The sequence below is a fragment of the Hypericibacter sp. genome (genome assembly GCF_050729195.1).
Taxonomy (GTDB): Bacteria; Pseudomonadota; Alphaproteobacteria; order Dongiales; family Dongiaceae; genus Hypericibacter.
In genome coordinates, this window is record NZ_JBOHKS010000142.1 from 1 (window position 1) to 21,991 (window position 21,991).

23 protein-coding genes are annotated in these 21,991 nt (G+C 64.7%); 5 read left to right on the top strand and 18 right to left on the bottom strand.

Annotated features, from left to right (window positions below; all coding sequences use genetic code 11):
- From ACREE8_RS11020 to fdnG, 6 genes are all read right to left on the bottom strand, one after another.
- Positions 1-701, bottom strand: a 701-nt coding sequence (locus ACREE8_RS11020) for a tetratricopeptide repeat protein (protein ID WP_431573041.1), incomplete at its 3' end; no start/stop codon positions are given.
- A gap of 34 nt (positions 702-735) precedes the next feature.
- Positions 736-2,157, bottom strand: a complete 1,422-nt coding sequence (gene selA / locus ACREE8_RS11025) for an L-seryl-tRNA(Sec) selenium transferase (protein WP_431573042.1) — start codon at positions 2,155-2,157, stop codon at positions 736-738.
- 10 nt (positions 2,158-2,167) lie between these two features.
- Positions 2,168-3,085, bottom strand: coding sequence for a formate dehydrogenase accessory protein FdhE (gene fdhE, locus ACREE8_RS11030; RefSeq protein ID WP_431573043.1), 918 nt, complete (start codon positions 3,083-3,085; stop codon positions 2,168-2,170).
- 55 nt (positions 3,086-3,140) lie between these two features.
- Positions 3,141-3,854 carry a formate dehydrogenase subunit gamma gene (locus ACREE8_RS11035; protein WP_431573044.1) on the bottom strand — a complete coding sequence of 238 codons (714 nt, stop codon included), beginning with the start codon at positions 3,852-3,854 and terminating at the stop codon, positions 3,141-3,143.
- Entirely contained in the window at positions 3,851-4,801 is a 951-nt protein-coding gene (gene fdxH, locus ACREE8_RS11040) for a formate dehydrogenase subunit beta (protein WP_431573045.1), read from the bottom strand. Before fdxH ends, ACREE8_RS11035 begins: the two co-directional genes overlap by 4 nt.
- A 9-nt stretch (positions 4,802-4,810) precedes the next feature.
- Complete coding sequence (fdnG, locus tag ACREE8_RS11045) at positions 4,811-7,891, bottom strand: formate dehydrogenase-N subunit alpha (protein ID WP_431573063.1); 3,081 nt, start codon at positions 7,889-7,891, stop codon at positions 4,811-4,813.
- Between the two features lie 588 nt (positions 7,892-8,479).
- On the opposite strand from fdnG, the gene ACREE8_RS11050 reads away from it, so the two are divergent.
- Together ACREE8_RS11050 and selD are read left to right on the top strand one after the other, a co-directional pair.
- Positions 8,480-9,583 (top strand): transglutaminase-like domain-containing protein, encoded by a 1,104-nt coding sequence (locus ACREE8_RS11050; RefSeq protein WP_431573046.1) that lies wholly within the window; start codon positions 8,480-8,482, stop codon positions 9,581-9,583.
- A gap of 61 nt (positions 9,584-9,644) precedes the next feature.
- Positions 9,645-10,694, top strand: a complete 1,050-nt coding sequence (gene selD / locus ACREE8_RS11055; protein ID WP_431573047.1) for a selenide, water dikinase SelD — start codon at positions 9,645-9,647, stop codon at positions 10,692-10,694.
- Between the two features lie 21 nt (positions 10,695-10,715).
- Here selD and ACREE8_RS11060 read toward each other — a convergent pair whose 3' ends face one another.
- The 8 genes from ACREE8_RS11060 to ACREE8_RS11095 all read right to left on the bottom strand — a co-directional run bounded on the left by ACREE8_RS11060 (position 10,716) and on the right by ACREE8_RS11095 (position 16,209).
- The gene (locus ACREE8_RS11060; protein WP_431573048.1) at positions 10,716-11,120 is read right to left on the bottom strand and encodes a DUF302 domain-containing protein; all 405 of its coding nucleotides are present in this window, start codon (positions 11,118-11,120) and stop codon (positions 10,716-10,718) included.
- 39 nt (positions 11,121-11,159) lie between these two features.
- Entirely contained in the window at positions 11,160-11,525 is a 366-nt protein-coding gene (locus ACREE8_RS11065; protein ID WP_431573049.1) for a hypothetical protein, read from the bottom strand.
- Entirely contained in the window at positions 11,522-12,169 is a 648-nt protein-coding gene (gene nthA, locus ACREE8_RS11070) for a nitrile hydratase subunit alpha (protein WP_431573050.1), read from the bottom strand. The genes ACREE8_RS11065 and nthA overlap by 4 nt, the downstream gene beginning before the upstream one ends.
- Before the next feature lie 3 nt (positions 12,170-12,172).
- Positions 12,173-12,508, bottom strand: coding sequence for an SH3-like domain-containing protein (locus ACREE8_RS11075; RefSeq protein WP_431573051.1), 336 nt, complete (start codon positions 12,506-12,508; stop codon positions 12,173-12,175).
- A 119-nt stretch (positions 12,509-12,627) separates the two neighbouring features.
- A complete protein-coding gene (locus tag ACREE8_RS11080; RefSeq protein WP_431573052.1) occupies positions 12,628-14,031 on the bottom strand; it encodes an alginate export family protein in 1,404 nt (467 codons plus the stop codon).
- Between the two features lie 89 nt (positions 14,032-14,120).
- Positions 14,121-15,041 (bottom strand): VOC family protein, encoded by a 921-nt coding sequence (locus ACREE8_RS11085; protein WP_431573053.1) that lies wholly within the window; start codon positions 15,039-15,041, stop codon positions 14,121-14,123.
- A 44-nt stretch (positions 15,042-15,085) separates the two neighbouring features.
- Positions 15,086-15,544 (bottom strand): DoxX family protein, encoded by a 459-nt coding sequence (locus ACREE8_RS11090; protein ID WP_431573054.1) that lies wholly within the window; start codon positions 15,542-15,544, stop codon positions 15,086-15,088.
- Positions 15,545-15,561: 17 nt separating this feature from the next.
- A complete protein-coding gene (locus ACREE8_RS11095) occupies positions 15,562-16,209 on the bottom strand; it encodes a hydrolase (RefSeq protein ID WP_431573055.1) in 648 nt (215 codons plus the stop codon).
- A gap of 203 nt (positions 16,210-16,412) precedes the next feature.
- On the opposite strand from ACREE8_RS11095, the gene ACREE8_RS11100 reads away from it, so the two are divergent.
- Entirely contained in the window at positions 16,413-17,657 is a 1,245-nt protein-coding gene (locus ACREE8_RS11100; RefSeq protein ID WP_431573056.1) for an MFS transporter, read from the top strand.
- Positions 17,658-17,858: 201 nt separating this feature from the next.
- Complete coding sequence (locus ACREE8_RS11105) at positions 17,859-18,173, top strand: hypothetical protein (RefSeq protein WP_431573057.1); 315 nt, start codon at positions 17,859-17,861, stop codon at positions 18,171-18,173.
- 31 nt (positions 18,174-18,204) lie between these two features.
- Here ACREE8_RS11105 and ACREE8_RS11110 read toward each other — a convergent pair whose 3' ends face one another.
- Positions 18,205-19,020, bottom strand: coding sequence for a LysR substrate-binding domain-containing protein (locus tag ACREE8_RS11110; RefSeq protein ID WP_431573058.1), 816 nt, complete (start codon positions 19,018-19,020; stop codon positions 18,205-18,207).
- A gap of 52 nt (positions 19,021-19,072) precedes the next feature.
- Here ACREE8_RS11110 and ACREE8_RS11115 point away from each other — a divergent pair, with 52 nt between their 5' ends.
- Positions 19,073-19,951, top strand: a complete 879-nt coding sequence (locus ACREE8_RS11115; RefSeq protein WP_431573059.1) for an alpha/beta fold hydrolase — start codon at positions 19,073-19,075, stop codon at positions 19,949-19,951.
- Positions 19,952-19,999: 48 nt separating this feature from the next.
- On the opposite strand, the gene ACREE8_RS11120 is transcribed toward ACREE8_RS11115, so the two are convergent.
- The 3 genes from ACREE8_RS11120 to ACREE8_RS11130 form a co-directional block, all read right to left on the bottom strand.
- A complete protein-coding gene (locus tag ACREE8_RS11120) occupies positions 20,000-20,881 on the bottom strand; it encodes an NAD(P)-dependent oxidoreductase (RefSeq protein ID WP_431573060.1) in 882 nt (293 codons plus the stop codon).
- Positions 20,882-21,088: 207 nt separating this feature from the next.
- Positions 21,089-21,772, bottom strand: coding sequence for an SDR family NAD(P)-dependent oxidoreductase (locus ACREE8_RS11125; RefSeq protein WP_431573061.1), 684 nt, complete (start codon positions 21,770-21,772; stop codon positions 21,089-21,091).
- Positions 21,769-21,991 (bottom strand): hypothetical protein (locus tag ACREE8_RS11130; protein ID WP_431573062.1); only part of this gene is annotated, 223 nt, incomplete at its 5' end. The genes ACREE8_RS11130 and ACREE8_RS11125, both read right to left, overlap by 4 nt.

Consider the following 21,991-nt stretch of genomic DNA (forward strand, 5'->3'; position numbering starts at 1 on the left):
GCTTCGGCGAGACCGTCGGCATCGAGGGCCGCCCGAGTCGTGCCCAGGAAGGGTGCCGCCAGCGTGCTGCCGCCGGCTTGCCCCCGCAGCAACCAGGCGAGCGCGGCGACCGGATCGCGGGGAACGCCGGAACCCAGCGCGAGGGCCGCACCGAGCATGGCTTGCCCGTCGGCGTCGCCCCGCTCGGCGCCGCGCCGCCACCAGCGCGCCGCCTCGATCGGATCCCGATCCACGCCCAGCGCATTGTGATAGAGCATGCCCATGCGCGTCATGGCCGGCGCGATTCCCTGTTCGGCCGCCGCCCGCGCCCAGCGTTGCGCCTCCCCGATGTCGCGCGGAATGCACTCCCCCTCCAGCTGCATCCAGCTCAGCATGTCCTGCGCCGGACCGTCGCCCTGCTCCGCGGCCACCCGGTAGAGCTCGGCAGCGCGCGCATAATCCTGCTCGATGCCTTCGCCCCGGAAATAGAGGGCCGCGAGATTGCGTTGCCCGATCATATCGCCGGCATCCGCCGCCAATGTCAGCCAGCGCTGCGCGAGAGCCGGGTCGCGATCGACGGACAGACCCTCCGCGAAGCAGGCCCCGATATTGTTCTGAGCGCGGGCGACGCCGGCATGGGCCAGCGGTCCCCAGATGGCCAGCGCGGTTGCATAATCCTGGCGATCCGCGGCCTCATAGGCAGCCGCCATTTGCGCAGCCACTTCGGCCTCCGGCGATGGCGGAGGCTCGCGACGATCAGGCCGGTTCATCGACGGTTCCCCGAAGGCTCGCGAGATTGGCTGTGAAGGCCGGTTCGTCCTCGAGGCAACGCAGATCGAGAATGAGCGCCTGGTCGTCGATGCGTCCGATCACCGGCGTCGGCAACGCGCGCAAGGCCGAGGCGAGCGCCGCCAGCAGACGCCCGCTGCCGCGGGCCGCGGTCGGGCGGATCGCGAGGCCGGCGCTGGGAACGGATTCGAGCGGCAAGGCACCCGAGCCGATCTGGCTGGAGCAATCGATGACCTCGACGGCGAACGCAGCCCCGACGGCCCCGGCGACGGTCGGGCTCAGACGCTGCGCCAGGGCGAGGATGTCGGCCTTCGGCCGCGTCAACTGGCGCAGTGTCGGCAACCGGTCGGCGATGCGGTCGGGATCCTTATAGAGGCGCAGCGTCGCCTCGATCGCGGCCAACCGGATCTTGTCCACCCGAAGGGCACGCTTCATCGGATTGCGGTTGATCTTCGCGATCAGCTCCTTGCGACCCAGGATGAAGCCGGCCTGCGGGCCACCCAGCAGCTTGTCGCCGGAGAAGGTCACGAGATCGGCACCGTCGGCGATCGCCTCGGCGACGGTCGGCTCATGGACCAGGCCATAGCGGGCGAGATCGACCAGCGTCCCCGAGCCCAGATCGTTGACCAGCGGCACGCCATGCTCGCGCGCAAGCCCGGCCAGGCCGCACGCCGGCACCTCGGCGACGAAGCCCTCGATCCGGTAGTTGGAGGTATGAACCTTGAGGATGAGCCCGGTCTTCTCCCGCAGCGCCTCGGCGTAATCCTTGCGATGCGTCCGGTTGGTGGTCCCGACCTCGACGAGCTTGGCGCCGGCCCGCGCCATGATGTCGGGCATTCGGAAAGCGCCGCCGATCTCGATCAGCTCGCCGCGCGACACGATCGCCTCGCGCCCCTTGGCGAGCGTGTTGAGCGTGATCAACACGGCGGCTGCGTTGTTGTTGACGACGGTCGCATCCTCCGCTCCCGTCAAACCGCAGAGCAGGTCGCGGATCAATCCGTCGCGCTCGCCGCGCCGGCCGGTGCCGAGATCGAACTCGAGCGCGATCGCCCGGCGCATGGCGGTGACCGCGGCCTCGATGGCCGCTTCGGCGAGGACCGCCCGGCCCAGATTGGTGTGCAGCACCGTGCCGGTGAGATTGAAAACCGCGCGCACCTTGGGCCGAGCCTCGCGATCGAGGTGCGCCAAGGCGGCGGCGGCCACATCCTCCGGCCCCGTCCCGGCGCTGTGCCCCGCACGGACGGCCGTGCGCGTCGCATCGAGGGCCTGACGCACCGCCGCGACCGCCGCGTCATGCCCGTAGCGGTCCTTGGCGGCGGCGATCGCTCCGGTCTTCAGGACCTCGTCCACCGAAGGGAGGCGGCGAAGGGCATCGACGTCGCTGGTCATCGCCCGCCCCTCAATAACCCAGCAGGAACGGGTTCATGCCGCCCCGCCGCAGCTCCGTCTCGCGCATCAGCAGGTCGAGACCCAGGGACGCCACGTCGTCCGCCACCGGATCGAGCGCCGGGTCCTTATGCTGCTGCAGGATCTTCACATAACTGCGGCAGGAGTCGCAGGCCTCGGCCATGATCGTTCCCGCCCCGCCTTCGATCTCCCGGTAGGAGATGCCCTTGGTCGATGCGCAGAGCGTGCATTTGACGCGCACATAGTTCCACAGCGTCCCGCAGAGCGCGCAAGCACAGAAGCGGGTTCCCTGCGCTTCCATCCAGCCGACGATGATCGAGGAAACCACCGGGCCGCCACAGGCGGGACAAACCCCGTCACCGACGGGGACCAGGTCCTTCGCGTCGAGCTGCGCCGCGAGGCGCGCAAAATGGAGCTGGAGGGCGGCGACGACGAACAGATGCTCCGCGATCGCTTCGATGGGGATGGAGTCTTCAAGTGCCGATCGGACCATCCCGGCGCGGGCGGCCGCATCGGCGTTCGTCACATGGCGGAGCGCGGCCCTCGCGGCCTCGGGCATCTCGAAGGTGGCGGCCGACACCAACAGGTGGTCGAGGGTCGCGTCGAAGGTAGCGTCCGGCGTGAAGCCGGTCCGATCGAGCGGCGGCATACTGTGCGCTTTTGCGCGAGCCACGCGTTCTGGAGCGGGCAGCCGGACCTCGGGGATGCGGTCCTGGATTCCGTGCTGAATGGCGCAGATGTTCGCCAGGAAAAGCAGATAGGGCTTCAAATCATGGTTGGCGGCCAGGCTCTGAAAACGTCGGGCACGTCGCAGGAAAAAATCGCTCAGCTCGGGAAGCCGCGCAAAAGGCGGCTTCGCCATTTCGCCAATGACCGTGGGATCAGGGCGCGGCGCGCCGGTCTTTGCCATCACTTCACCTCACGAACCGCACGGGCCACGTGGCGACCAGGCTGTTCGACCCCCGCTATTCGGCGGCGGTCTTGCCGGCGTTGGGGTCTTTCGGTTTTCCGGTAACGAGTTGCTTCAGCCATTTGCGGTGATGCCGCCAGGCCCAGCCGCCAGTGACATGTCCGCGTATCATGGCGCTGAAGGTGCCGCGAATCCAGATCGCGGCATAGACATGAACGATCCAGACGCTGATGGCGAAAATGGCCATGGCGGAATGGACCAGCACGGCAATCCGCTGCTGCGGTATCGAGAAGTAGGCGCTGAAATAGCGTTCCCAGATGACGATTCCGGTCGTGACCAGGACCGCGATGAGGAGCGACATCGACCAGAACACCACCTTCTGCCCGGCATTGTATTTGCCGACTTCCGGTAACTTTTCCTCATGACTCATCAAGACGTCGCGCAGACGCGACAACCAGACGATATCGTCGCGTTTCCACAGATTGAGCTTCCAGAAGCGCAGGAACATCCCCAGGAAACTGAAGACCAGCACCACGCCGATCCAGGGATGGATGGCGCGCGTGATCTGCCCGCCGCCGAACAGGTTGGTCAGGAAGAACAGGCTGGGATGGAACATCGAGAGCCCCGACAAGGCGAGCAGCACGAGGCAGACCGCCGTGATCCAGTGATTGATCCTGGCCGGCAGGGTGTAGCGATCGACCTTCACCGGATGTCCCGGATGAACGGCGTCTCCCGGTTCGGCTTCGTATGTCGGTTTCTGCTCGGTCATGGCTTGCCGCTCCCGGCCAGGCGCTCGGCGTTGCGTTCATCCTCGGCAGAGGCCTTGTTGGGACCGGAAACGAGGTAATGGAGGAGGCCGAAGGCGGCCATTCCCCCCATCACGGCTAGCCCGGCATATTTGCTGGCGCCCTTCCAGATCTCGACCAGCGGGCTGATCCGCGGTTCCTTCGCCAGGCCGGCATAGATCTCCGGCTTGTCGGCGTGATGGAGCACATACATCACATGCGTGCCGCCCACACCGGGCGGATCATAGAGGCCGGCATTGGCGTAGCCGCGCGATTTGAGGTCCGCGATGCGGCCTTCGGCGTGCTGCTTCATCTCCTCCTTGGTGCCGAAGATGATCGCGTGGGTCGGGCAGGCACGGGCGCAGGCCGGCCCTTGCCCGACGGCAACGCGATCGGAGCAGAGCGTGCATTTGTAGGCCTTGTGATCGACCTTCGATATGCGGGGGATGTTGAAGGGACAGCCCTTCACGCAATAGCCGCAACCGATGCAGTTCTCGTGGATGAAATCGACGATGCCGTTGGAATACTGGACGATCGCGCCGGGCGCCGGGCAGGCCTTGAGACAGCCCGGATCGGCGCAATGCATGCAACCATCCTTGCGGATCAGCCATTCCAGATTCTGGGTTTCGGGATTCACCCATTCGGTGAAGCGCATCACCGTCAGGCTGTCCGGCGTCAGGTCCAGCGGATTGTCGTAGAGGCCGTGATTGATGCCGACCTCGTCGCGGAGATCGTTCCATTCGAGGCAGGCCGACTGGCAGGCCTTGCAACCGATGCATTTCGAGACGTCGATCAGCTTGGCGACCGGCGTCAATTGGCGCGTCGGCGGCGGCACGCTGGAGGCCGATCGGCGGATGAAATCGCCTTCGTTCAGGTCAGAATGGACGTTCCCTGACGGCGCCGGCGGGAGCTCGAATTCGAACAATGCCATCGCGCTCTCCTATGCCACCGGCTCGTCGATGGGCTCGATATTCACCAGGAACGCCTTGAATTCGGGCGTATCGCTGTTGGCATCGCCCACGACTGGCGTTAGTGAGTTGGGACCCCAGCCTTTCTTGGTATGGCCCATGAAGCCCCAGTGGAGTGGAATACCGACCACATGCACCGGCTTGCCGTCGCAGATGAGCGGCTTGATACGCTTGGTGACGACCGCCTTGGCCTTGACCGAACCACGGTTCGACCAGACCCGGACCCAGCCGCCCAACTTGATTCCCTTTTCCTCGGCAAGCTGCTCCGAGATCTCAACGAAGAACTCGGGCTGAAGGATTGAGTTGATCCGAGCATGTTTGGTCCAGTAGTGGAAATGCTCTGTGAGCCGGTAGGAAGTCGCCGCGTAGGGGAAATCCTTGGCATCACCGAACTGCGCTCGGTCGCCCGGGAAGACGCGGGCCGCGGGGTTGCCGCGGAGCTTCGGGGCGACCAGATTGGTGACGGGCGATTCGAACGGCTCGTAATGCGACGGGAACGGCCCATCGCGCATCAGCCGCCGGACGAACAGCCGCCCCATTCCTTCGTCATTCATGATGAAGGGACCGACTTCGGAGGGCTTGGCCGTTGGCGCGATATCGGGAACGTCATAGCCGGTCCATTTGGCGCCGTCCCATTCCATGAGCTTGCGGGTCGGATCCCACGCCTTGCCGGACAGGTCCGCCGAGGCCCGGTTGTAAAGGATTCGGCGGTTGACCGGCCAGGAGAAGGTCCAGTTCGGGAAGATCCCGGCGTCGCCGGGGTCGTTGTTGTCGCGGCGAGCCATGTTGTTGCCCGCCTCATTGAAGCAGCCGGAGTAAATCCAGCAGCCGGAGGCCGTCGTACCGTCATCGCGCAGGACGGCGAAACTGACGAGCTGCTTGCCCTTCTCCAGAATGATCTTCGTCGGATCGGCCGGATCGGTAACGGTCTCCACCACGGAGCCGTTGATCTCTTTGGCGATCTCCTCGGGCTTCGGGTCCTGGGGATCGCTGTAAGGCCATTGCAGATTGACGATCGGATCGGGGAAGGCTCCACCCTCCTTCAAGTAAAGGTCCTTCATCCGCTGATAGATCTGCGACATGATCCAGATGTCGCCCCTGGCCTCGCCTGGCGGCGTGCCACCCTTCCAGTGCCACTGCAGCCAGCGACCAGAATTGGTGAGAGAGCCCTCATCCTCGGCAAAACATGTCGACGGCAGCTGGATGACTTCGGTCTGGATGCCTGCCGTATCGACGTCGTTATGCTCGCCGTGATTCTCCCAGAACCGCGACGTCTCGGTGTCGAGCGGATCCATGGTGACGAGGAACTTCAGCTTCGAGAGCGCCTCCGTCACCTTTCCTCGGTTCGAAACCGCGAGCAGCGGATTGAACCCCTGGCAGAAATATCCATTCATCTTGCCCTGATGCATCAGTTCGAAGGCGCGAAGAATGTCGTAGCCGGAGACATCCAGCTTCGGAAGATAGTCATAGGCGAAATCGTTCTCGGCCGTCGCGGCGGGTCCCCACATCGCCTTCTGGAAGCTGACGAAGAATTTCTTGTAATTCTGGTAATAGCTTGTCTGGTTCGGCCGCAGCGGCTTGTAAGCCCGGGTCGACATGTAGGTCGCGAGATCGATTTCCTTGTCTTTCGGCAGAGTGAGGTAGCCGGGGATCAGATCCGACATCAAGCCGAGGTCGGTCAGTCCCTGAATGTTGGAGTGACCGCGCAAGGCATTCATGCCGCCGCCGCGCTGGCCGATATTGCCGAGGATCAGCTGCAGCATCGCCATGGTACGGATGTTCTGGGCGCCCTTGGAATGCTGGGTCCAGCCAAGCGCATACATGGAGGTCATCACCTTGCCGGGCACAGAGGTCTCGCCCATCATCTGCGCGACCTCGAGGAACTTCTCCTTCGGCGTGCCGCAGATGCGCTCTACCAACTCCGGCGTATAGACCGCGACATGCTCCTTCAGCAGGTTCCACACGCAGCGCGGATTCTGCAGGGTTTCATCGACGACGGCATAGCCGTCCTCGCCGATTTCGTAGTCCCAGGTTGACCGATCGTAGTCGCGCTTCTCCTCGTCATAGCCGGTGAACAAGCCGTCTTGATAGGCGAAGCCCTCCTTGATGACGAAGGTCGCATTGGTGAACGACTTGAGATACTCCCACTGCACCTTGTCGTTCTGCATGCAGTGATTGATGACGCCGAGCAAGAAGGCGATATCCGTTCCCGGACGGATCGGCGCGTAGAAATCCGCCACCGACGCCGAGCGCGTGAAACGCGGGTCGATCACGATCAGCTTGGCGCCGCGGTTCGCCTTCGCTTCGATGACCCATTTGAAGCCGCAAGGATGCGCCTCGGCCGCGTTGCCGCCCATGATGACGGCCAGATCGGTATTCTTGATATCAGTCCAAGCATTGGTCATCGCACCACGGCCAAATGTCGGGCCCAAACTGGACACCGTAGGGCCGTGTCAGACCCTGGCTTGGTTATCGAAGACCAACATTCCCGCGCTGCGCACGATCTTGTAGGTGTGGAACGCGGTTTCGTTGGTGGTCGCGGAAGCAGCCAGGAACCCGGTCGAGAGCCATCGGTTGACGGTGGTCCCGTCGCTGTTCCTGGCGATGAAATTCTTGTCGCGATCGTCCTTCATCAGCCGTGCGATGCGATCGAGCGCATCTTCCCACGACACCCGCTCGAACTTGTCCGCGCCCGGCTTGCGGACCATCGGGTATTTGAGACGCGTATCGGCATGAACGAAATCGAGCAACCCGGCGCCCTTCGGGCATAGCGTGCCGCGATTGGTCGGATGGTCGGGATCACCCTCGATATGGATGATGTCGGCCTGCTCGCCCTTCTTCAGGTCGCCCTTCGAATACATGATGATGCCGCAGGCCACCGAGCAGTAAGGACAGGTGTTGCGGGTCTCGGTGGTGTTGGCGAGCTTGTAGGGTCGAACCGTTTCGGCGTAGGCCGCCTCGGCTTCGCCGAAGCCCAGCGCTCCGAGCGTCGTGCCTGCGATCCCGACGCCGGCGCTCTTCAGGAACAGGCGCCGCGAGACGTCCAATTTCATGGAGATTTCATTCATGAACACAACCTCCTGCTGTAGCGAAACTGCCCGTTCCGACAGATGCTTATTAAGGCCGGAGCACCCGATCGGCAAGATTCCATCATATCGCGGAGCGATGTCGAGTCAGATCAACGTCGACTATCAGGCAGGGATGTCCAAATCACAGCACGGCCAGAACAAACAGCCTCAGCCGGAGCCGGTGTCACGCGAATTTCATCGCGACCGATCCTGTCATCCGTTCGTCGGGATTGACAGCGGATATAGCGGTTTCATAATGCGTTCCGTGCCTAAGCCAGCGGCTCCCGTGTTACGGGGCAACCGCCTTCCAGGTCGCTCTCCCGCCCGAAGCGTGGGAGAGGAGCAGTTGGGATTGTGGCAAGGCGGGCAATGTCCACCCGCGCCGCACCGGACCCCTGCACCCAAGCTTTCAAACGAAATGATCGAATTGTCCTCGCGCGTATGTTCGCCGCGTGGTGTCAACGGCTGTCCTGCGATCGCCGTCGGCGACGTTGCTCGGGCCCTCCGTGGGTCGGGTGCCACCGCCGGAGACGATCACGCGAGCGAAATTCCGGTCCCGCATAGGAGAAATCGATGTCATCCAATCGGCGTGAATTCCTGAAGGCCGGCGCCGCTCTGTCGGCGATTGCGGCTTTCCCGCGTCTCGCATTCGCCCAAGCCGCATTTGCCCCGGCTCCGGGCGCATGGCGCAGTTTCCAGGTCGTCACCCGGCTGGAAATCGCCCAGCCCGAGGGCGATGTGCAGGCCTGGGTTCCCCTGCCCTCCGTCAACGAAGCCGAATGGTTCCGTTCCGATGGCAGCGATTGGAAGACCAACGCCAGGTCGGTCCAGTTGCTGACCGATCCCACCTACGGGACCCAGATGCTGCATCTGCAATGGGCCGAGGGCGAAAAGGCGCCGGTCGTCGAGATCACCAGCCGGATCACGACGCGCGATCGCGCGATCGATTTCACGCAACCGGGCAGCGCCCCACCGCTCACCGAGGCCGAGCGCACGCTCTATCTTGCCCCGACCGCGCTCATTCCAACCGATGGAATCGTCAAGGAGACGGCGGACAAGATCACGGCGAATGCCAATGGCGAGGTCGAGAAGGCACGCGCGATCTATGAATGGATCGTGGAGAACACCTTCCGCGATCCCAAGGTCCGGGGCTGCGGCGTCGGCGACATTGCCTCCATGCTGCAGACGGGCAATCTCGGTGGCAAATGTGCCGATCTGAATGCCTTGTTCGTCGGGCTCGCGCGGGCGTCGGGCCTGCCGGCGCGCGACATCTACGGTATTCGCGTCGCGGCCTCCCGGTTCGGTTATAAGAGCCTGGGGGCCAGTTCCGAGGTCATCTCGAAGTCGCAGCACTGCCGCGCGGAGGTCTATCTCACGGGCTATGGTTGGGTCCCCGTCGATGCGGCGGACGTGCGCAAGGTCATCCTCGAGGAGCCGCCCGGCAATCTCGCGATCGACGATGTCAAGGTCGTCGCGGTGCGCGCGGCCCTGTTCGGCAGCTGGGAAGGCAATTGGCTGGCCTATAATTTCGCGCATGACGTCACGCTGCCGGATGCCAAGGGCCCCAAGGTGGCGTTCCTCATGTACCCGCAGGCCGAATCCGCCGGCGTCCGTTGCGACTGCCTCGACCCGGCGACGTTCGTCTACACCATCAAGGCCTCGGAGCTCGGCGCCTGATCGCCCGTTCGACAAAGGCTCGAAGGGCCCGCCGCTCGCGGCCGGCCTGTAAGGAAAGACCATGAACGCTCCGCTCGTTCGCCTTACCAGTCTGGCCCATGGTGGGGGATGCGGCTGCAAGCTGGCGCCCTCCGTCTTGCAGCAGCTCCTGGCCGATCAGCCGGCGGCCCAGCCCTATCGGGAGCTCCTCGTCGGGACCGAGACCGGCGACGATGCCGCGGTATGGCAGCTCGACAACGAGACCTGCATCATCGCCACCACCGACTTCTTCATGCCGATGGTCGACGATCCGCTGGATTTCGGCCGTATCGCCGCGACCAACGCCATCTCCGACGTCTATGCGATGGGCGGCCGGCCTATCATGGCCCTCGCCATCCTCGGCATGCCGATCGGCAAGGTCTCGACGGAGATGGTGCGGGAGATTCTCAAGGGCGGCTCGCAGATTTGCGCGGAGGCCGGCATTCCGATCGCCGGCGGCCATTCGATCGATTCGCCGGAGCCGATCTACGGGTTGGCGGTCATCGGCATCTGCCGTCCGAAGGAGGTCCGCCGCAATTCGAGCGCCAGGCCCGGCGATGCGCTGATCCTCACCAAGGCGCTCGGCGTCGGCATCTATTCGGCGGCGTTCAAGAAAGGGGAGCTCTCCCCGGCGGCCTATACGGAAATGATCGCGTCGACGACGCTCCTCAACCGCGTGGGCGCGGAGCTGGCGGGGGACACCGCGGTTCATGCGATGACCGATGTCACCGGTTTCGGCCTGCTCGGCCATGCGCTGGAGATGGCGCGCGGTTCGAAGCTCGCCCTCGTCATCCACGCCGATGTCCTTCCCTTCCTGTCCGAAGCCCAATCACTGGCCCAGCAGGGCTTCATCACCGGGGCTTCGTCGCGGAACTGGGCGAGTTACAGCGACGTGGTCACCCTCCCCGCCGACCTGCCCGAATGGCGGCGTCACCTTCTGACCGACCCGCAGACCTCGGGCGGATTGTTGATCGCCTGCGCTCCCGATCGGGCCGAGGCCATGACGCAGCGGATTGTCGGGGCCGGTTATCCGCGCACCCGCATCATCGGCCATGTGGAAGCCGGCGCACCCTCGGTCGAGATCCGGGGCTGAGCCGCTCGCTGGCGCGTCGCCCTAGGGCTCCGAGGTCGCTTTTGCCGTGATGGCCTGGAGTGCCGTCGCCATGAGGCAGATCGTCGATTCCAGCGCGCCGTCGATGCCATGCCGTTGCGCGAGCCAGGCGGGATCGTTGTAGGACAGCCAGGTCTTCCCCGCCTCGTCCTGCCAGACGAGGGCCTTCAGCGGCAGGTCGATTCCCATCGTCTGGGCGGCCTGCATCGAGGGTGTGCCGCCCTTGGGGTTGCCGAAAATCAAGAGCTCGGTCGGCCTCAGGGTCAGCCCGGCCGCGGTGGCACCGGCCGCATGATCGATCCGGGCGAAAACGGTCATGCCCTTCGCCTTCACCTCGGCGATCAGCCTGTTCATGGTCTCAGCCGCGCTGAGCGGGCTCGCGATCGTGATCAATCCGGCTGGGGCCATGATTTCCGCTCCCTCCGCACTCGCCTCCGGCAGACGTTGTCATGCGCCCTTCGACGGGGTGGCCTTCGACACCCCGTGATCGGCGGAAGATCTTGCCGCCACTTCCTCCATTTTCAGCGCCAGCTCCGTCGGCGTCAGCAGCTGCTTCTGAAACAGGATGTTGGCAAAAGTGACGATCCAGCGTTCGTAATAGGTGAGCTTGCCGATCATCTCGCTACCGAGCGCCTCGACGCCGCGGCGCTTTTCCTCGGTATTGATGATCTTGTGGAAGTCCAGTACGTCGGCCAGCGCGTGGCAGCGCTTCTCCCACGGTTCGAGTTCGTGCTCGACCCGCTGGACCGGCCCGGCCGGCAATCCGCCGATATCGTTCGGGAGCCGTTTGGTGAGGGCTTCGGTATCGCTCATTGGAGAGCTCCTCCGGTTGCGGGAAGCTCGACCGGCACGACGCCGATCATGGCGTCGCGCGTCACCAGCGCCGCGAGCTGCTCCTCGCCGAAATCCTCGGTGCCGTTGGGCCGTCTCGGGAGTACCAGAAAACGGATCGTTGCCGTCGAATCGCTGACACGGATCTCGACGTCTTCGGGAATGTGGGTGCCGAACTCGGCCAACACGGCTCTGGGCTCGATCACGGCGCGGGCCCGATAGGGCTTCGCCTTGTACCAGTCTGGCGGCAAGCCCAGCACCGGGCGCGGATAACAGGAGCAAAGGGTGCAGACGATGAGGTTGTGAACCTTGTCGGTATTCTCGAGCACGATCAACTGCGTGTCGTCATAGAAGCTGATGCCCAGCTCCTCGCAGCCCGCGCGCCCATTGGCCAGCAGGCGCTTGCGGAAACCGGGATCGACCCAGGCGCGCGCCACCACCTTGGCGCCGAGCGCCGGATTGCGGGAATCCAACACCTCGACCTGCCGGCGGATCTCCCCGGCCTTGATCATCCCCTTTTCCACGAGAAGCTCTCGAACCGCCGTTTCCATGATCTCGTAATAGCCGGGCGGCTGATCTCCCGCCTGGATGGGCGCGTGGTCGTGGTCATGATCATGCGCGGACATCGCTCAGATCCTTTCGAGCCAGGTTTCGAAGATTTCGATGCGCAGGCTGTCGCGGGACGAGCCGGCATAGCCCTGCCACAGCTCGGTCAGCGGAATGGCGACGCGGTAATAGTGAAGCTTCGACCCGGCGTTGCGCCCGAAGCCTTCCTCCTCATTGTCGAGGTTGGCCGGCTCCATCACCGCCTCGACGACCGCCGATTTCCCGCGGACATAGAGCGGCACGCGGTAGTGGCCGACGGGAAAGCGCTTCGAGACCTTGACGCGATCGCCGGCAGCGAAGACCGGTGCCTCGCCCAGTGCGAGAACAATGCCGGCCGGACGGGAGGGATTCGTCATCATGAGCAAGTTTCCATGTTCGATCAGCCAACGGGTCATGGCGTCATCACAGCATTGTTTGCATGTTCCCGCCAGCATGCCGAGCGACTGTTACGGTCATCCTCTTCAAATTGAGCAAGTTTCTACCAACTGAATTTGAGCTCGACGCCGAGATAGTCGCTGTCATGGCCGCCGGCGTTGCGGATGGCGCTGCCCACATCGTAATGGACGGCCTCGATCGCGCCCGTGAGGTTCGCGTTGAAGCCGTAATCGATCCGCAGCTGCTCATACATGCCGGTCCAGGCGCCGCCCTCGCCGGCTGTCCCGTTCACGGGATTGTTGGGCTGGACATAGACGGCATCGTTGGTGGTCTCGCGCCATTGGAAAGCGACCGCAGCCATCACGGTCAGCTTGTCGATAGGACTGACCGTGATCGACGGCTTCAGATGGATCAGGTTGGTGTAGCCGGTATAGCCGGCGAGCGAGAAGTAATAACCGTTCGGAAACATCGGATTGAAGGTGCCGAGCGTGCCGTCGCCGGGATTGTCGTCGCCCGAGGCGGCATCGGCCTGAAGCCCGAGCCGCGGCTTCCAGACGATGTCGGCGAAGGTATAGCCCGCGCGCGCGCCCACGCCCCAGGCCAGGATGTCCGACGAGCCGACAGTACCGGCCTGTCCCATCGCCTCGAGGTCCCAATCGACATTGTCGGCGCTGCCGGCGAAACGCACATCCAGCACGCTGCGATGTTCATCGCCGTCGGCGTCGAGATAGTGGGCGTTATCGCGCTCGAAGAGAGCGTAATAGGCGGAGAGCTCGTTGCCCCCGAACACATGACGTTCCACACGCAGGGTGCTGAAGCGGAAATTGTCGTTCGATGTATCGTCGAACGGCTCACCGTCATGATACTGCACGGGATGGCTGATGAAGCCCAGAATGCGCCAGTCGCCCGTCTCCCAATCCGCCCAAACGGCGTCGAAGGATTGCCGTACGTTCGGCCCGTCGCGCGACGAGACGAAGCGCTGGAGATCGAAGGCGAAATCCTGGCGACCGATCCGCGCCTTGAGGGTGTCGCCGTCGAAATTATTGGTGTATTCGAGGAAAGCGAGACGCAGATCCAGGATGTTCTGATCGACCGGCGAAATCTGGTCCTTCCAGAAGGCACGCACATCCTCGAGTTCGGCGAAGAAGCGCCAGTTCGCGTCGAAATGCACGTCGGCATGGAGCTGAAGACGCTGCAGCAGATAGGAATCGCCGCTGCTGCCGCCGGTCCCGAAATTCGGCGCGTGATTGGATTCAAAGCGTTCCCGGTTGGTCAGGCCGAAGGAAATGTAGCTGTGTGGATCCGTCGGCGAGATCGGGATGTATTTGAACCCGTCCAGCGGCCCGGTCCGCAGCGCCGGATCGGCCAGCACCGACCAATCCTCCTGCCAACGGTTGCTCTTGATGACCGGCCGCGTGGCATGTGCGGGCGGCGGGGCCGCCGCGAGCGGCTCATCGGTATCGATATCCTGGGCGTGCGCGAGGCCCGATATCGACAGAAGCAGCAAGGCCGCGAGCAGGTTCCGACCCCACGCGTTCGCGAACTCCAACCGGCGCCTGTCCCCCTGCTCCCCCCTTGTCAACGGACGAAACCGGTCTAGGGAGAGGCCGGGGCGTGGATCTCGGCGATATAGCCACCGGGGAATTGCACCATCGCCGCATGGCGCTGGCCGGAGGTGTAGCGCTCGACCAGCACGGTGACGCCCGCCGCCCTGGCCTTGGCCAGCGTTGCGTCCACATCGGCGACTTCATAACCGGTCATCTCGTGCCCATAGGGATAGGGAAGATGGCCGTCGGTCACCAGGACGGTGAGCTTGCCGAAGGTCGATTCGAGGCGGACGCGCCGATAGCTGTCGGACGGACGGCCGATCTCGATGCCAGGCGCATGCGCATCGTCGGACAGGACCTTGCCATGGGAGAAGGCCAGGAAACTCTGGACGAACGCATCGGCCCGATCCGCCGAGACATAGACCCGGTTCTCCGGAACGGTTGCCAGCGGCGCGTAGGACGGCGCGGTCGTGTGCCAATAGAGCTGCATGTTGACGCCACCGGGCCATTGCACGATCGCATCGCGCCCGATCGGGTCGTCGAAGGACGCGACGATCACATCGGCGCCGTCCTGGCGCGCGGCGTCGACGGCAGCATCGAGATCGGTGACCAGATAGCCGGTCCGCTCGGTGCCGAAGGGCGCCGGCAACGGCGTCTTGAAGCCGAAGACCGACACGGTTCCTGCAGGAGTCAGAACCAGCTGCGACATCGTGCTGCTGGGCGTCGGCGTGACGGTGAAGACCCCCTGTTTCGAGGTCGTGCCGCCGAAGACCGCGACCAGGCTGGCGACGAAACGATCGAAGTCCTCCGGCGCCACATAGACGTGAGTGGTGTCATACTGCGCGCCGACAGCGACGGCCGGGTTCGCCGAGGCGGCTCGGGCGGCGGTCGGAACCGCCGTCATCAAGAACGATGGGACGATCAGGCTGGCCCCGAGGGCCGCCGCGAAACCGAAAGACCGAAGACGCATCGATTGCTCCTTGATAAGGCACGCCCTGTTGCCTGCCATCCTTGTCATCGCCCGCGCACACGCGGCCGCAAGCCGACCACCACCACGAAGATGAAGGCCGCGCAGATGGTGGCATGTTCGAGGAAGCTGTTCATCTCCATGCTTCGCGCCGGCCCGGTAAATTCCCAGAATCGATGCGCCATCAGGGTGGCAAGCAACGTGAAGACGCCGAGGGCGCCCGCACCCAGCCATGTCTTCCGGTCGAGGATGATCAGGGCCGAGCCGCCCAGCTCCACCAGCAACACCGCGAGATTGAAGGCCCAGGCGGGCTCGAGACCCGTCTGCTGCATCTCGGCAACGCCGCCCTGCCAGTCGATGAGCTTCGCCAGGCCGCCGGCGAGGAATGGCAGGGTGATGCAGACCCGCGCAACCAGCAGCGTCACGGGATTGTCGAGCAGGCGGGCGACGAAGCCGGGCGTGTCGCTGCGCGCCGCGGCATCCGCCGCCGGGGTCGACCGGGTCATAGGCGGCCGCCCCGCCCTCAGGCGGCACTGCCCTCGGAGGCATGCTCGCCCAGCGCCCATTTCGAGAAGCGGACCTGGATCCCATAGACCGTGTGGTCCTTCAGGATCTCCATGACAGAATTGTAAGTTTCCGCGCGGGCCCAGTCCTGCTGCAGCTCGAACAGGAACTGGAGGGTGCTGAGCGGCGTGGCGCCCGCCTGGATCATGCGCTGGACCGCCAGCGTATGGGCCTCGGGCGAGGTATCGCCGCAGGCATCGGCGACGAAAAGGACCTCATAGCCGGCCGCGAGCATGTCCAGGGTCGGGAAATTGACGCAAGCGCTGGTCCAAAGGCCGGCGACGACGATGCGCTTGCGCTTGGTTGCCTCGACCGCCTTGCGGAAATTCGGATCGAGCCAGGAATTGATCGAGGTCCGGTCGATGACCTTGTAGTCCGGATAGACGCGCTCGGTCACCTCGGGCAGGAACGGACCCGAGAAGCTATCCTTGGCCACCGTGCTGATGACGATCGGTACGTGGAAGACCTTGGCGGCGCGCGCCAGCACCTGGACATTGTCGACAATGCTCTTGCGGTCGTGGCTCTGCACGCCCTGAAACATCGCGGGCTGGAAGTCGATGAGGGTCAAGGCACAGTTCGACGGGCTGACCAACTGCTGGAATGACATGACGATTCTCCAAGGGGCAGGTTGAATGGCGGGGACGTTTCGTTGGCAATCCATATACCAGCTTAATCAGGGAAGCACGGGGCGGCTCCGGCAGCTGTAATGAAAGCGCTCCGATCCGCTCACGGGAAGGGTCGGCGCTGGCCCGGCCGGGCGCGGCCTGCTAGATCATCATCTCCCGCCATCGCCGCAGCTTGGTCTCCCCCATGACGCCGACGGTCCCGCAGGCCCGCATCTTCTACGGCTGGTTCGTCGTCGCGGCGGCCTTCACCGTCATGTTCCTGGGCTTTGGCAGCGCCTACACCTTCAGCGCCTTCGTCGATTCCCTGCAGCAGGATTTCGGGGCTTCGCGCGGCTCCGTCTCGCTGGTCTTCTCGCTGGCGGGCTTCCTCTATTTCGGGTTGGGGGTGGTCAGCGGCCCGCTCGCCGACCGCTGGGGCTCTCGCCGCATGGCCGTCACCGGCATGATCCTGGTGGGTCTGGGCCTGGCGCTCGCGAGCGTGGCGCGGACCATCACCGAGGTCTATGCGGCCTATGGCCTGGGAGTCGGCCTTGGGGTGGGTTTCTCCTATGTGCCTGCCGTGGCCGCGGTGCAGCGCTGGTTCGTGCGCCGTCGCGGCTTCGCCTCCGGGCTCGCCGTCAGCGGCATCGGCGTCGGCACGCTGGTGCTGCCGGCGCTGGCCGTGCAGCTCGTGGAGGCCTTGGGCTGGCGGGAGGCCTATCTCGTCCTCGGCGCGCTGGCCGCATTCCTGGGAGCCGGCATGTCGCTCCTCTTCGCCGACGATCCGCGCCATCGCGGGCTCGCTCCGGACGGCGATCCCCCGAAAGCGGACGCCCATAAGGAGCGCCCCTCGGGCATGACGCTCGGCGAGGCGATGCGCACCCGGCAATTCGTCTGCCTCTATGCGGCTTGCCTGATCTGCTCCTTCGGCATCTTCATGCCCTTCGTCCATCTCGTGCCCTTCGCGTTGGATCATGGGGTCGAGCGGTCGGCCGCGGCCTTTCTGCTCGGCATCATCGGCATCGGCAGCACGGCGGGGCGGTTCCTCCTCGGCGGCCTCGCCGACCGGGTCGGCCGTTACTCGTTCCTTCTGGCGCTCTTCATCGGCATGGCCCTCGCCCTGACCATCTGGGTCTTCGCAACCGGATTCTGGTCGCTCGCCCTCTTTTCCTTCGTCTATGGCGTGCTCTATGGCGGCTGGGTCGCGATTCTCCCCTCGGTCGTCATGGATTGCTTCGGCGGCCGCAGCATCAGCAGCATCATGGGCGTCCTCTTCACCAGCGTCGCCTTCGGCACACTGATCGGCCCCAGCGCCGCCGGCTTCATCTTCGACCTCAGCCACAGCTACACCCTGCCGATCCTGGCCGGCGTCGGGGCAAACCTCATCGCCTGCCTCATTGCGGCGATGGCCAGGAAGATGCCCGCCCCCGTCAGCGAGCCGGCGCGTTAGGACCGAGGCTGAAGCGGAAGAGCGCTGTCGTCGTCACGGGAAGTTCCTGGTCACGGGAAGTTCCTGCCCGGCAAAGATTTCCCCGATCCTTGCCTATCGCGCGAGAACCGAGCGCCAATGGCCGGAACTCAAAGCAAATAGGAGCCGAGGCTGGCGGCATGGAATTTGCAGGAAGATCCGCCACGGACCGGAGATTTCCTTATGAACATTCCTTCCATCGGCCAGCCCACCCCCACTTATTCCAAGCCCGCCTCGAACACGCCCGCCCTGGATCCGGCACCGGACAGCGGCGCCAAGGAGGATGTCGAGGCCGAGTTCCTCGCCTATGCCAGGATGTCGCCGGCAGAGCGCATGCGGGACAACATCCTCAAAGGCATGGGCCTGACCGAGGACGATGTGAACGCGATGTCCCCGGCGGACCGGCAGAAGCTCGAAGACAAGATCAAAGAGCTGATCAAGCAGCAGATGGAAGAAGCCGCCAAGAAGAAGGGCCAGCTTCTCGACGTCGCCGTCTGATCGCGGCAACGTCCGAGCTCAGGTCCCCGCCTCAATCGCGCTTCACGGCCAGGGGCGACCATCTCGACGAACGCGGTCTTGGGCCTTTCGCTGGCAAAGCTGACGAAGGCCCTGATCTTGGCGATCGTGAGGCGGCCTTCCGGCACGACGAGATGGACCGGCACTGGCGGCAGCTCGTCCTCCGGCAACAGCACCACCAAGCGCCCCTCCCGGACTTCGCGATCGATCTTGTAGGAGCGGATCCGCACGCCCCTTCGCCGTCCACGGCGTTCACCATCAGGCGGGGTTTCACCCTAACGGTCCTGAGCATCGGGCTTCCCGGCACTGGCGGAAAGCTCCAGACCTCGTTGGGGCTGTTGGGCGCGATCGCGATGCAGTCATGGCTGGCCAGATCGGCCGGCTTCCGGATCGGCGGATGGCGCGTGATGTAAGCCGGCGAGGCGCAGAGCGCGCGCTGGACCTCGCCGATGCGCTGGGCGATCAGGGAGGAGTCGGGCAGCGGGGCGATGCGAAGCGCCACATCCACGCCCTCATCGGCAAGATTGACCTCACGGTCCAGCGGCAGCAGCCGGGTCTGCGCCGCAGCATGGACCTTCAAGAACTCGTCGGCGATCGGTCGCAGGATTGGGGTTCCGAACATCACCGGTGCTGGGAGGGTCGGCACGCCCCGAGGTGCCGCACTTTCTCCCGCCACCGATATGTCGACCTCCTGCAGGTCGGCGAGCACGCCGCCGACAGACCGTGCGCCATGACGGGCGCAGAAAAACCCAGCCCCAGGGGATCGATCAATGCAGAAAATATTGACCGCCGTCTTCGCTGCCAGATGGGCCGCTGCCCTCGCCACCATGGTTCTCGTCACAGTCGCATGCGGCGGCGCGCCGGCTCGAGCCGCAACGGCGATGCAGGCCGTTGTCGTGACCCACTACCACACGGTCGCGGTGGATGGAGTCGACATCTTCTATCGCGAGGCCGGCCCCGCCGACGGACCGGTCGTGCTGCTGCTGCACGGCTTTCCGACCTCGTCCCATATGTTTCGCAACCTGATCCCGCTCCTCGCCGACCGCTACCATGTGATCGCGCCGGACTATCCGGGCTTCGGACAGAGCGCGATGCCCGATCACACCCAGTTCGCCTACACCTTCGGTCATTATGCCGACCTGGTGGACGGGCTGCTGCAGCAGCTCAAGATCCAGCGTTATGCGATGTATGTGATGGATTATGGCGCCCCGGTCGGCTACCGCCTGGCGCTGAAACATCCCGAGCGCGTCAGCGGCCTGATCGTGCAGAATGGCAACGCCTATGAGGAAGGGCTCAAGGAATTCTGGGATCCGATCAAGGCCTACTGGGCGGACGGGTCGGCGGCGCACCGCGAAGCGCTGAGCTTCCTGGTGGCGCCGGAGACGACCAAGTTCCAGTACACCGACGGCATGAGCGATCTCACCCGCATCGACCCGGACAACTGGGTCCACGACCAGGCCCTCTTGGACCGCCCCGGCAACAAGGATATCCAACTCGACCTGTTCCATGATTACGGCACGAATGTGCCGCTCTATCCGAAGTTCCAGGCCTTCTTCCGCGACTACAAGCCGCCGACGCTGATCGTCTGGGGCAAGAACGACAAGATCTTCCCAGCCGATGGCGCCAGCCCCTATCTCCGCGACCTGCCGGACGCCGAGCTCCATCTCCTCGACACCGGCCATTTCGCGCTCGAGGACAAGCTCGACGTCATGGCGCCGATGATCCATGACTTCCTCGACCGCAAGGTGGCGCCGCATTAAATACTTGCGATTGGCCCGCGCCTCGATCCCGGGCGCGAGCCGCCCGGCCTATCTGACGCCGGAATCGGTGCGGGCTTCGAGCGCGCGAACGACGGCCGCCATGTCGGCCTGACCATGCCCCAGCGCCAGGGTCTCGGCATAGAGCGCGTGGCAGACATCGAGCAGAGGCGTGGCCAGCTTGGCCTCCCTCGCCGCTTCGGCCACCAGCCGGTTGTTCATCAGCACATCGGCGATCGCCGCCTGGACGGAGAAATCGCGGGCCACCAGCTTGGCGCCCTTCACGCGCGACACGGCGCTCGCCATCGGCCCGGCATCGAGCACCGCCAGGAACTGCTGCATGTTCACGCCCTGCCGGTCGGCGAAATGCGCCGCCTCCGCGAGACCGGTCACCATGGTCAGAAGGAACAGGTTGACCGAGAGCTTCATGAGCAAGGCGCTTGGCACCGCGCCGCAGACGACCGTCTCATGGCACATCGGCTTCAGCAGCGGTCGCACCTCTTCGACGGTCGCAGGGTCGCCCGCCAGCATCGCCACGAGCTGCCCTGCCTCTGCGGGTTTGCGCGAGCCCGACACGGGCGCCTCGACATAGCGGCCGCCCGCGGCCCTGATCTCGGCATCCAGCCCGCGCGAATAATCGGGCGCGGTCGTTCCCATATGGACGATGACGTGATCGGCGACATTGACAGAGAAGGCCGGCGTGCCGCGACCGAGCACCTCGTCGATGGCGGCGCCATTGACCAGCATCATGATCACGATGCGCGCCTGGGCGAAGACCTCGGCCGGGCTCGCCGCCACCCGGGCGCCGGCAGCGCGCAGGGCCCCGCATTTGTCGGCGGCGCGGGTCCAGACGATGAGCGGCGTTCCGGCACGGGCCAGGTTCAGCGCCATGGGCTGCCCCATATTGCCGAGGCCGATGAAACCGATGCTCATGGGCTTCCCCTCCATCCCGCGGTTCGAGCGACGTCGCTAGGGCAGGAAATTTAGCCCAGGAAGCCGCAGCCGGCCCTGAACGGTTGCGCAAACCAGGGCCGCGCCGGGCGCATGCGGGGTTGGCGCTGGATCATCCCGGCGTTCCGGAAGACTCGGCTCCTGTTCTGAGAACGATTCTACCCGTTGCGAGCCGAGTTCCGGTGCCACTCAGAATTTCTCGCCGGCCGGCCGCAGGTCGATCTCCTGCGCCCAGGCGCTGCGCTGTTGCCGATGGAGATCGTAATAGGCTTCGGCGATGGCGGAGGGCCCCAAGCTTGTTTCGGAGTCCGCGGCCCCCTCATTGTCGATCATGCCGTCGAGGATGACATGGGCGACATGGATCCCTTTCGGCCCGAGCTCGCGCGCCATGCTCTGGGCGAGCGCGCGCAAGCCGAACTTGGGGACGGCAAAGGCGGCAAATCCCGCGCTGCCGCGGACGGAAGCCGTGGCGCCGGTAAAGATGATAGTGCCGCGGCCTCGCTGCAGCATGGAGGCAGCCGCGGCCCGGCCGACAAGAAAACCACTGAAGCAGCCGGTGCGCCAAGCCTGCTCGAACAAGGCATCGGAGATGTCGAGAATGCCCGCGCGATCCCAGGTGCCGACATTGAACACAACCAGATCCGGCGGACCGAGATCGGCACCGACTTTCGCGAACAACGCCGCAACCTGCTCGCCAACCGTGGCGTCGGTCGCATAGCCGCGAACCCGATCTCGATACTCGCCCGTCTCCCGTGACCCACCTCTCCGAGAAACGGCAGCAACTTTCATGCCCGCCGCGGCAAAGCGGTGGACCAAGGCGTCCCCAAGCCCTGGCCCGGCACCGACGACGATAGCGACCTGATTCTCTGTCATGGATTCGTTTCCTCTGGCGGCCGGCGACCGATCACATCCTGGATTTCACGTTGCGGCCCCAGGATTCCGGCCAGCCAGGCGTGATGAGTCTTGAAGAACTGGTCCACCCGCATCCGCATCTCTGGCGGCAGGGTCGGAATCTCGCCCGCCAGGGCGCCGCACAGGCACACGCGGTCTGGCGTCCTGGCGAACTGCAGATAGGGCTCGATATAGAAGTCG

Excerpts from the sequence above, each read along its gene's own strand:
- ACREE8_RS11085 (WP_431573053.1), bottom strand. The coding sequence starts at position 15,041 with ATGCGTCTTCGGTCTTTCGGTTTCGCGGCGGCCCTCGGGGCCAGCCTG.
- ACREE8_RS11090 (WP_431573054.1), bottom strand. The coding sequence starts at position 15,544 with ATGACCCGGTCGACCCCGGCGGCGGATGCCGCGGCGCGCAGCGACACG.
- selD (WP_431573047.1), top strand. The coding sequence starts at position 9,645 with ATGAACGCTCCGCTCGTTCGCCTTACCAGTCTGGCCCATGGTGGGGGA.
- ACREE8_RS11110 (WP_431573058.1), bottom strand. The coding sequence starts at position 19,020 with ATGGTGGCGAGGGCAGCGGCCCATCTGGCAGCGAAGACGGCGGTCAAT.
- fdxH (WP_431573045.1), bottom strand. The coding sequence starts at position 4,801 with ATGGCATTGTTCGAATTCGAGCTCCCGCCGGCGCCGTCAGGGAACGTC.
- ACREE8_RS11060 (WP_431573048.1), bottom strand. The coding sequence starts at position 11,120 with ATGGCCCCAGCCGGATTGATCACGATCGCGAGCCCGCTCAGCGCGGCT.
- ACREE8_RS11050 (WP_431573046.1), top strand. The coding sequence starts at position 8,480 with ATGTCATCCAATCGGCGTGAATTCCTGAAGGCCGGCGCCGCTCTGTCG.
- ACREE8_RS11120 (WP_431573060.1), bottom strand. The coding sequence starts at position 20,881 with ATGAGCATCGGTTTCATCGGCCTCGGCAATATGGGGCAGCCCATGGCG.
- ACREE8_RS11115 (WP_431573059.1), top strand. The coding sequence starts at position 19,073 with ATGCAGGCCGTTGTCGTGACCCACTACCACACGGTCGCGGTGGATGGA.
- ACREE8_RS11100 (WP_431573056.1), top strand. The coding sequence starts at position 16,413 with ATGACGCCGACGGTCCCGCAGGCCCGCATCTTCTACGGCTGGTTCGTC.
- ACREE8_RS11075 (WP_431573051.1), bottom strand. The coding sequence starts at position 12,508 with ATGATGACGAATCCCTCCCGTCCGGCCGGCATTGTTCTCGCACTGGGC.
- ACREE8_RS11095 (WP_431573055.1), bottom strand. The coding sequence starts at position 16,209 with ATGTCATTCCAGCAGTTGGTCAGCCCGTCGAACTGTGCCTTGACCCTC.
- ACREE8_RS11105 (WP_431573057.1), top strand. The coding sequence starts at position 17,859 with ATGAACATTCCTTCCATCGGCCAGCCCACCCCCACTTATTCCAAGCCC.
- fdhE (WP_431573043.1), bottom strand. The coding sequence starts at position 3,085 with ATGGCAAAGACCGGCGCGCCGCGCCCTGATCCCACGGTCATTGGCGAA.
- nthA (WP_431573050.1), bottom strand. The coding sequence starts at position 12,169 with ATGTCCGCGCATGATCATGACCACGACCACGCGCCCATCCAGGCGGGA.
- ACREE8_RS11035 (WP_431573044.1), bottom strand. The coding sequence starts at position 3,854 with ATGACCGAGCAGAAACCGACATACGAAGCCGAACCGGGAGACGCCGTT.
- selA (WP_431573042.1), bottom strand. The coding sequence starts at position 2,157 with ATGACCAGCGACGTCGATGCCCTTCGCCGCCTCCCTTCGGTGGACGAG.
- ACREE8_RS11125 (WP_431573061.1), bottom strand. The coding sequence starts at position 21,772 with ATGACAGAGAATCAGGTCGCTATCGTCGTCGGTGCCGGGCCAGGGCTT.
- ACREE8_RS11065 (WP_431573049.1), bottom strand. The coding sequence starts at position 11,525 with ATGAGCGATACCGAAGCCCTCACCAAACGGCTCCCGAACGATATCGGC.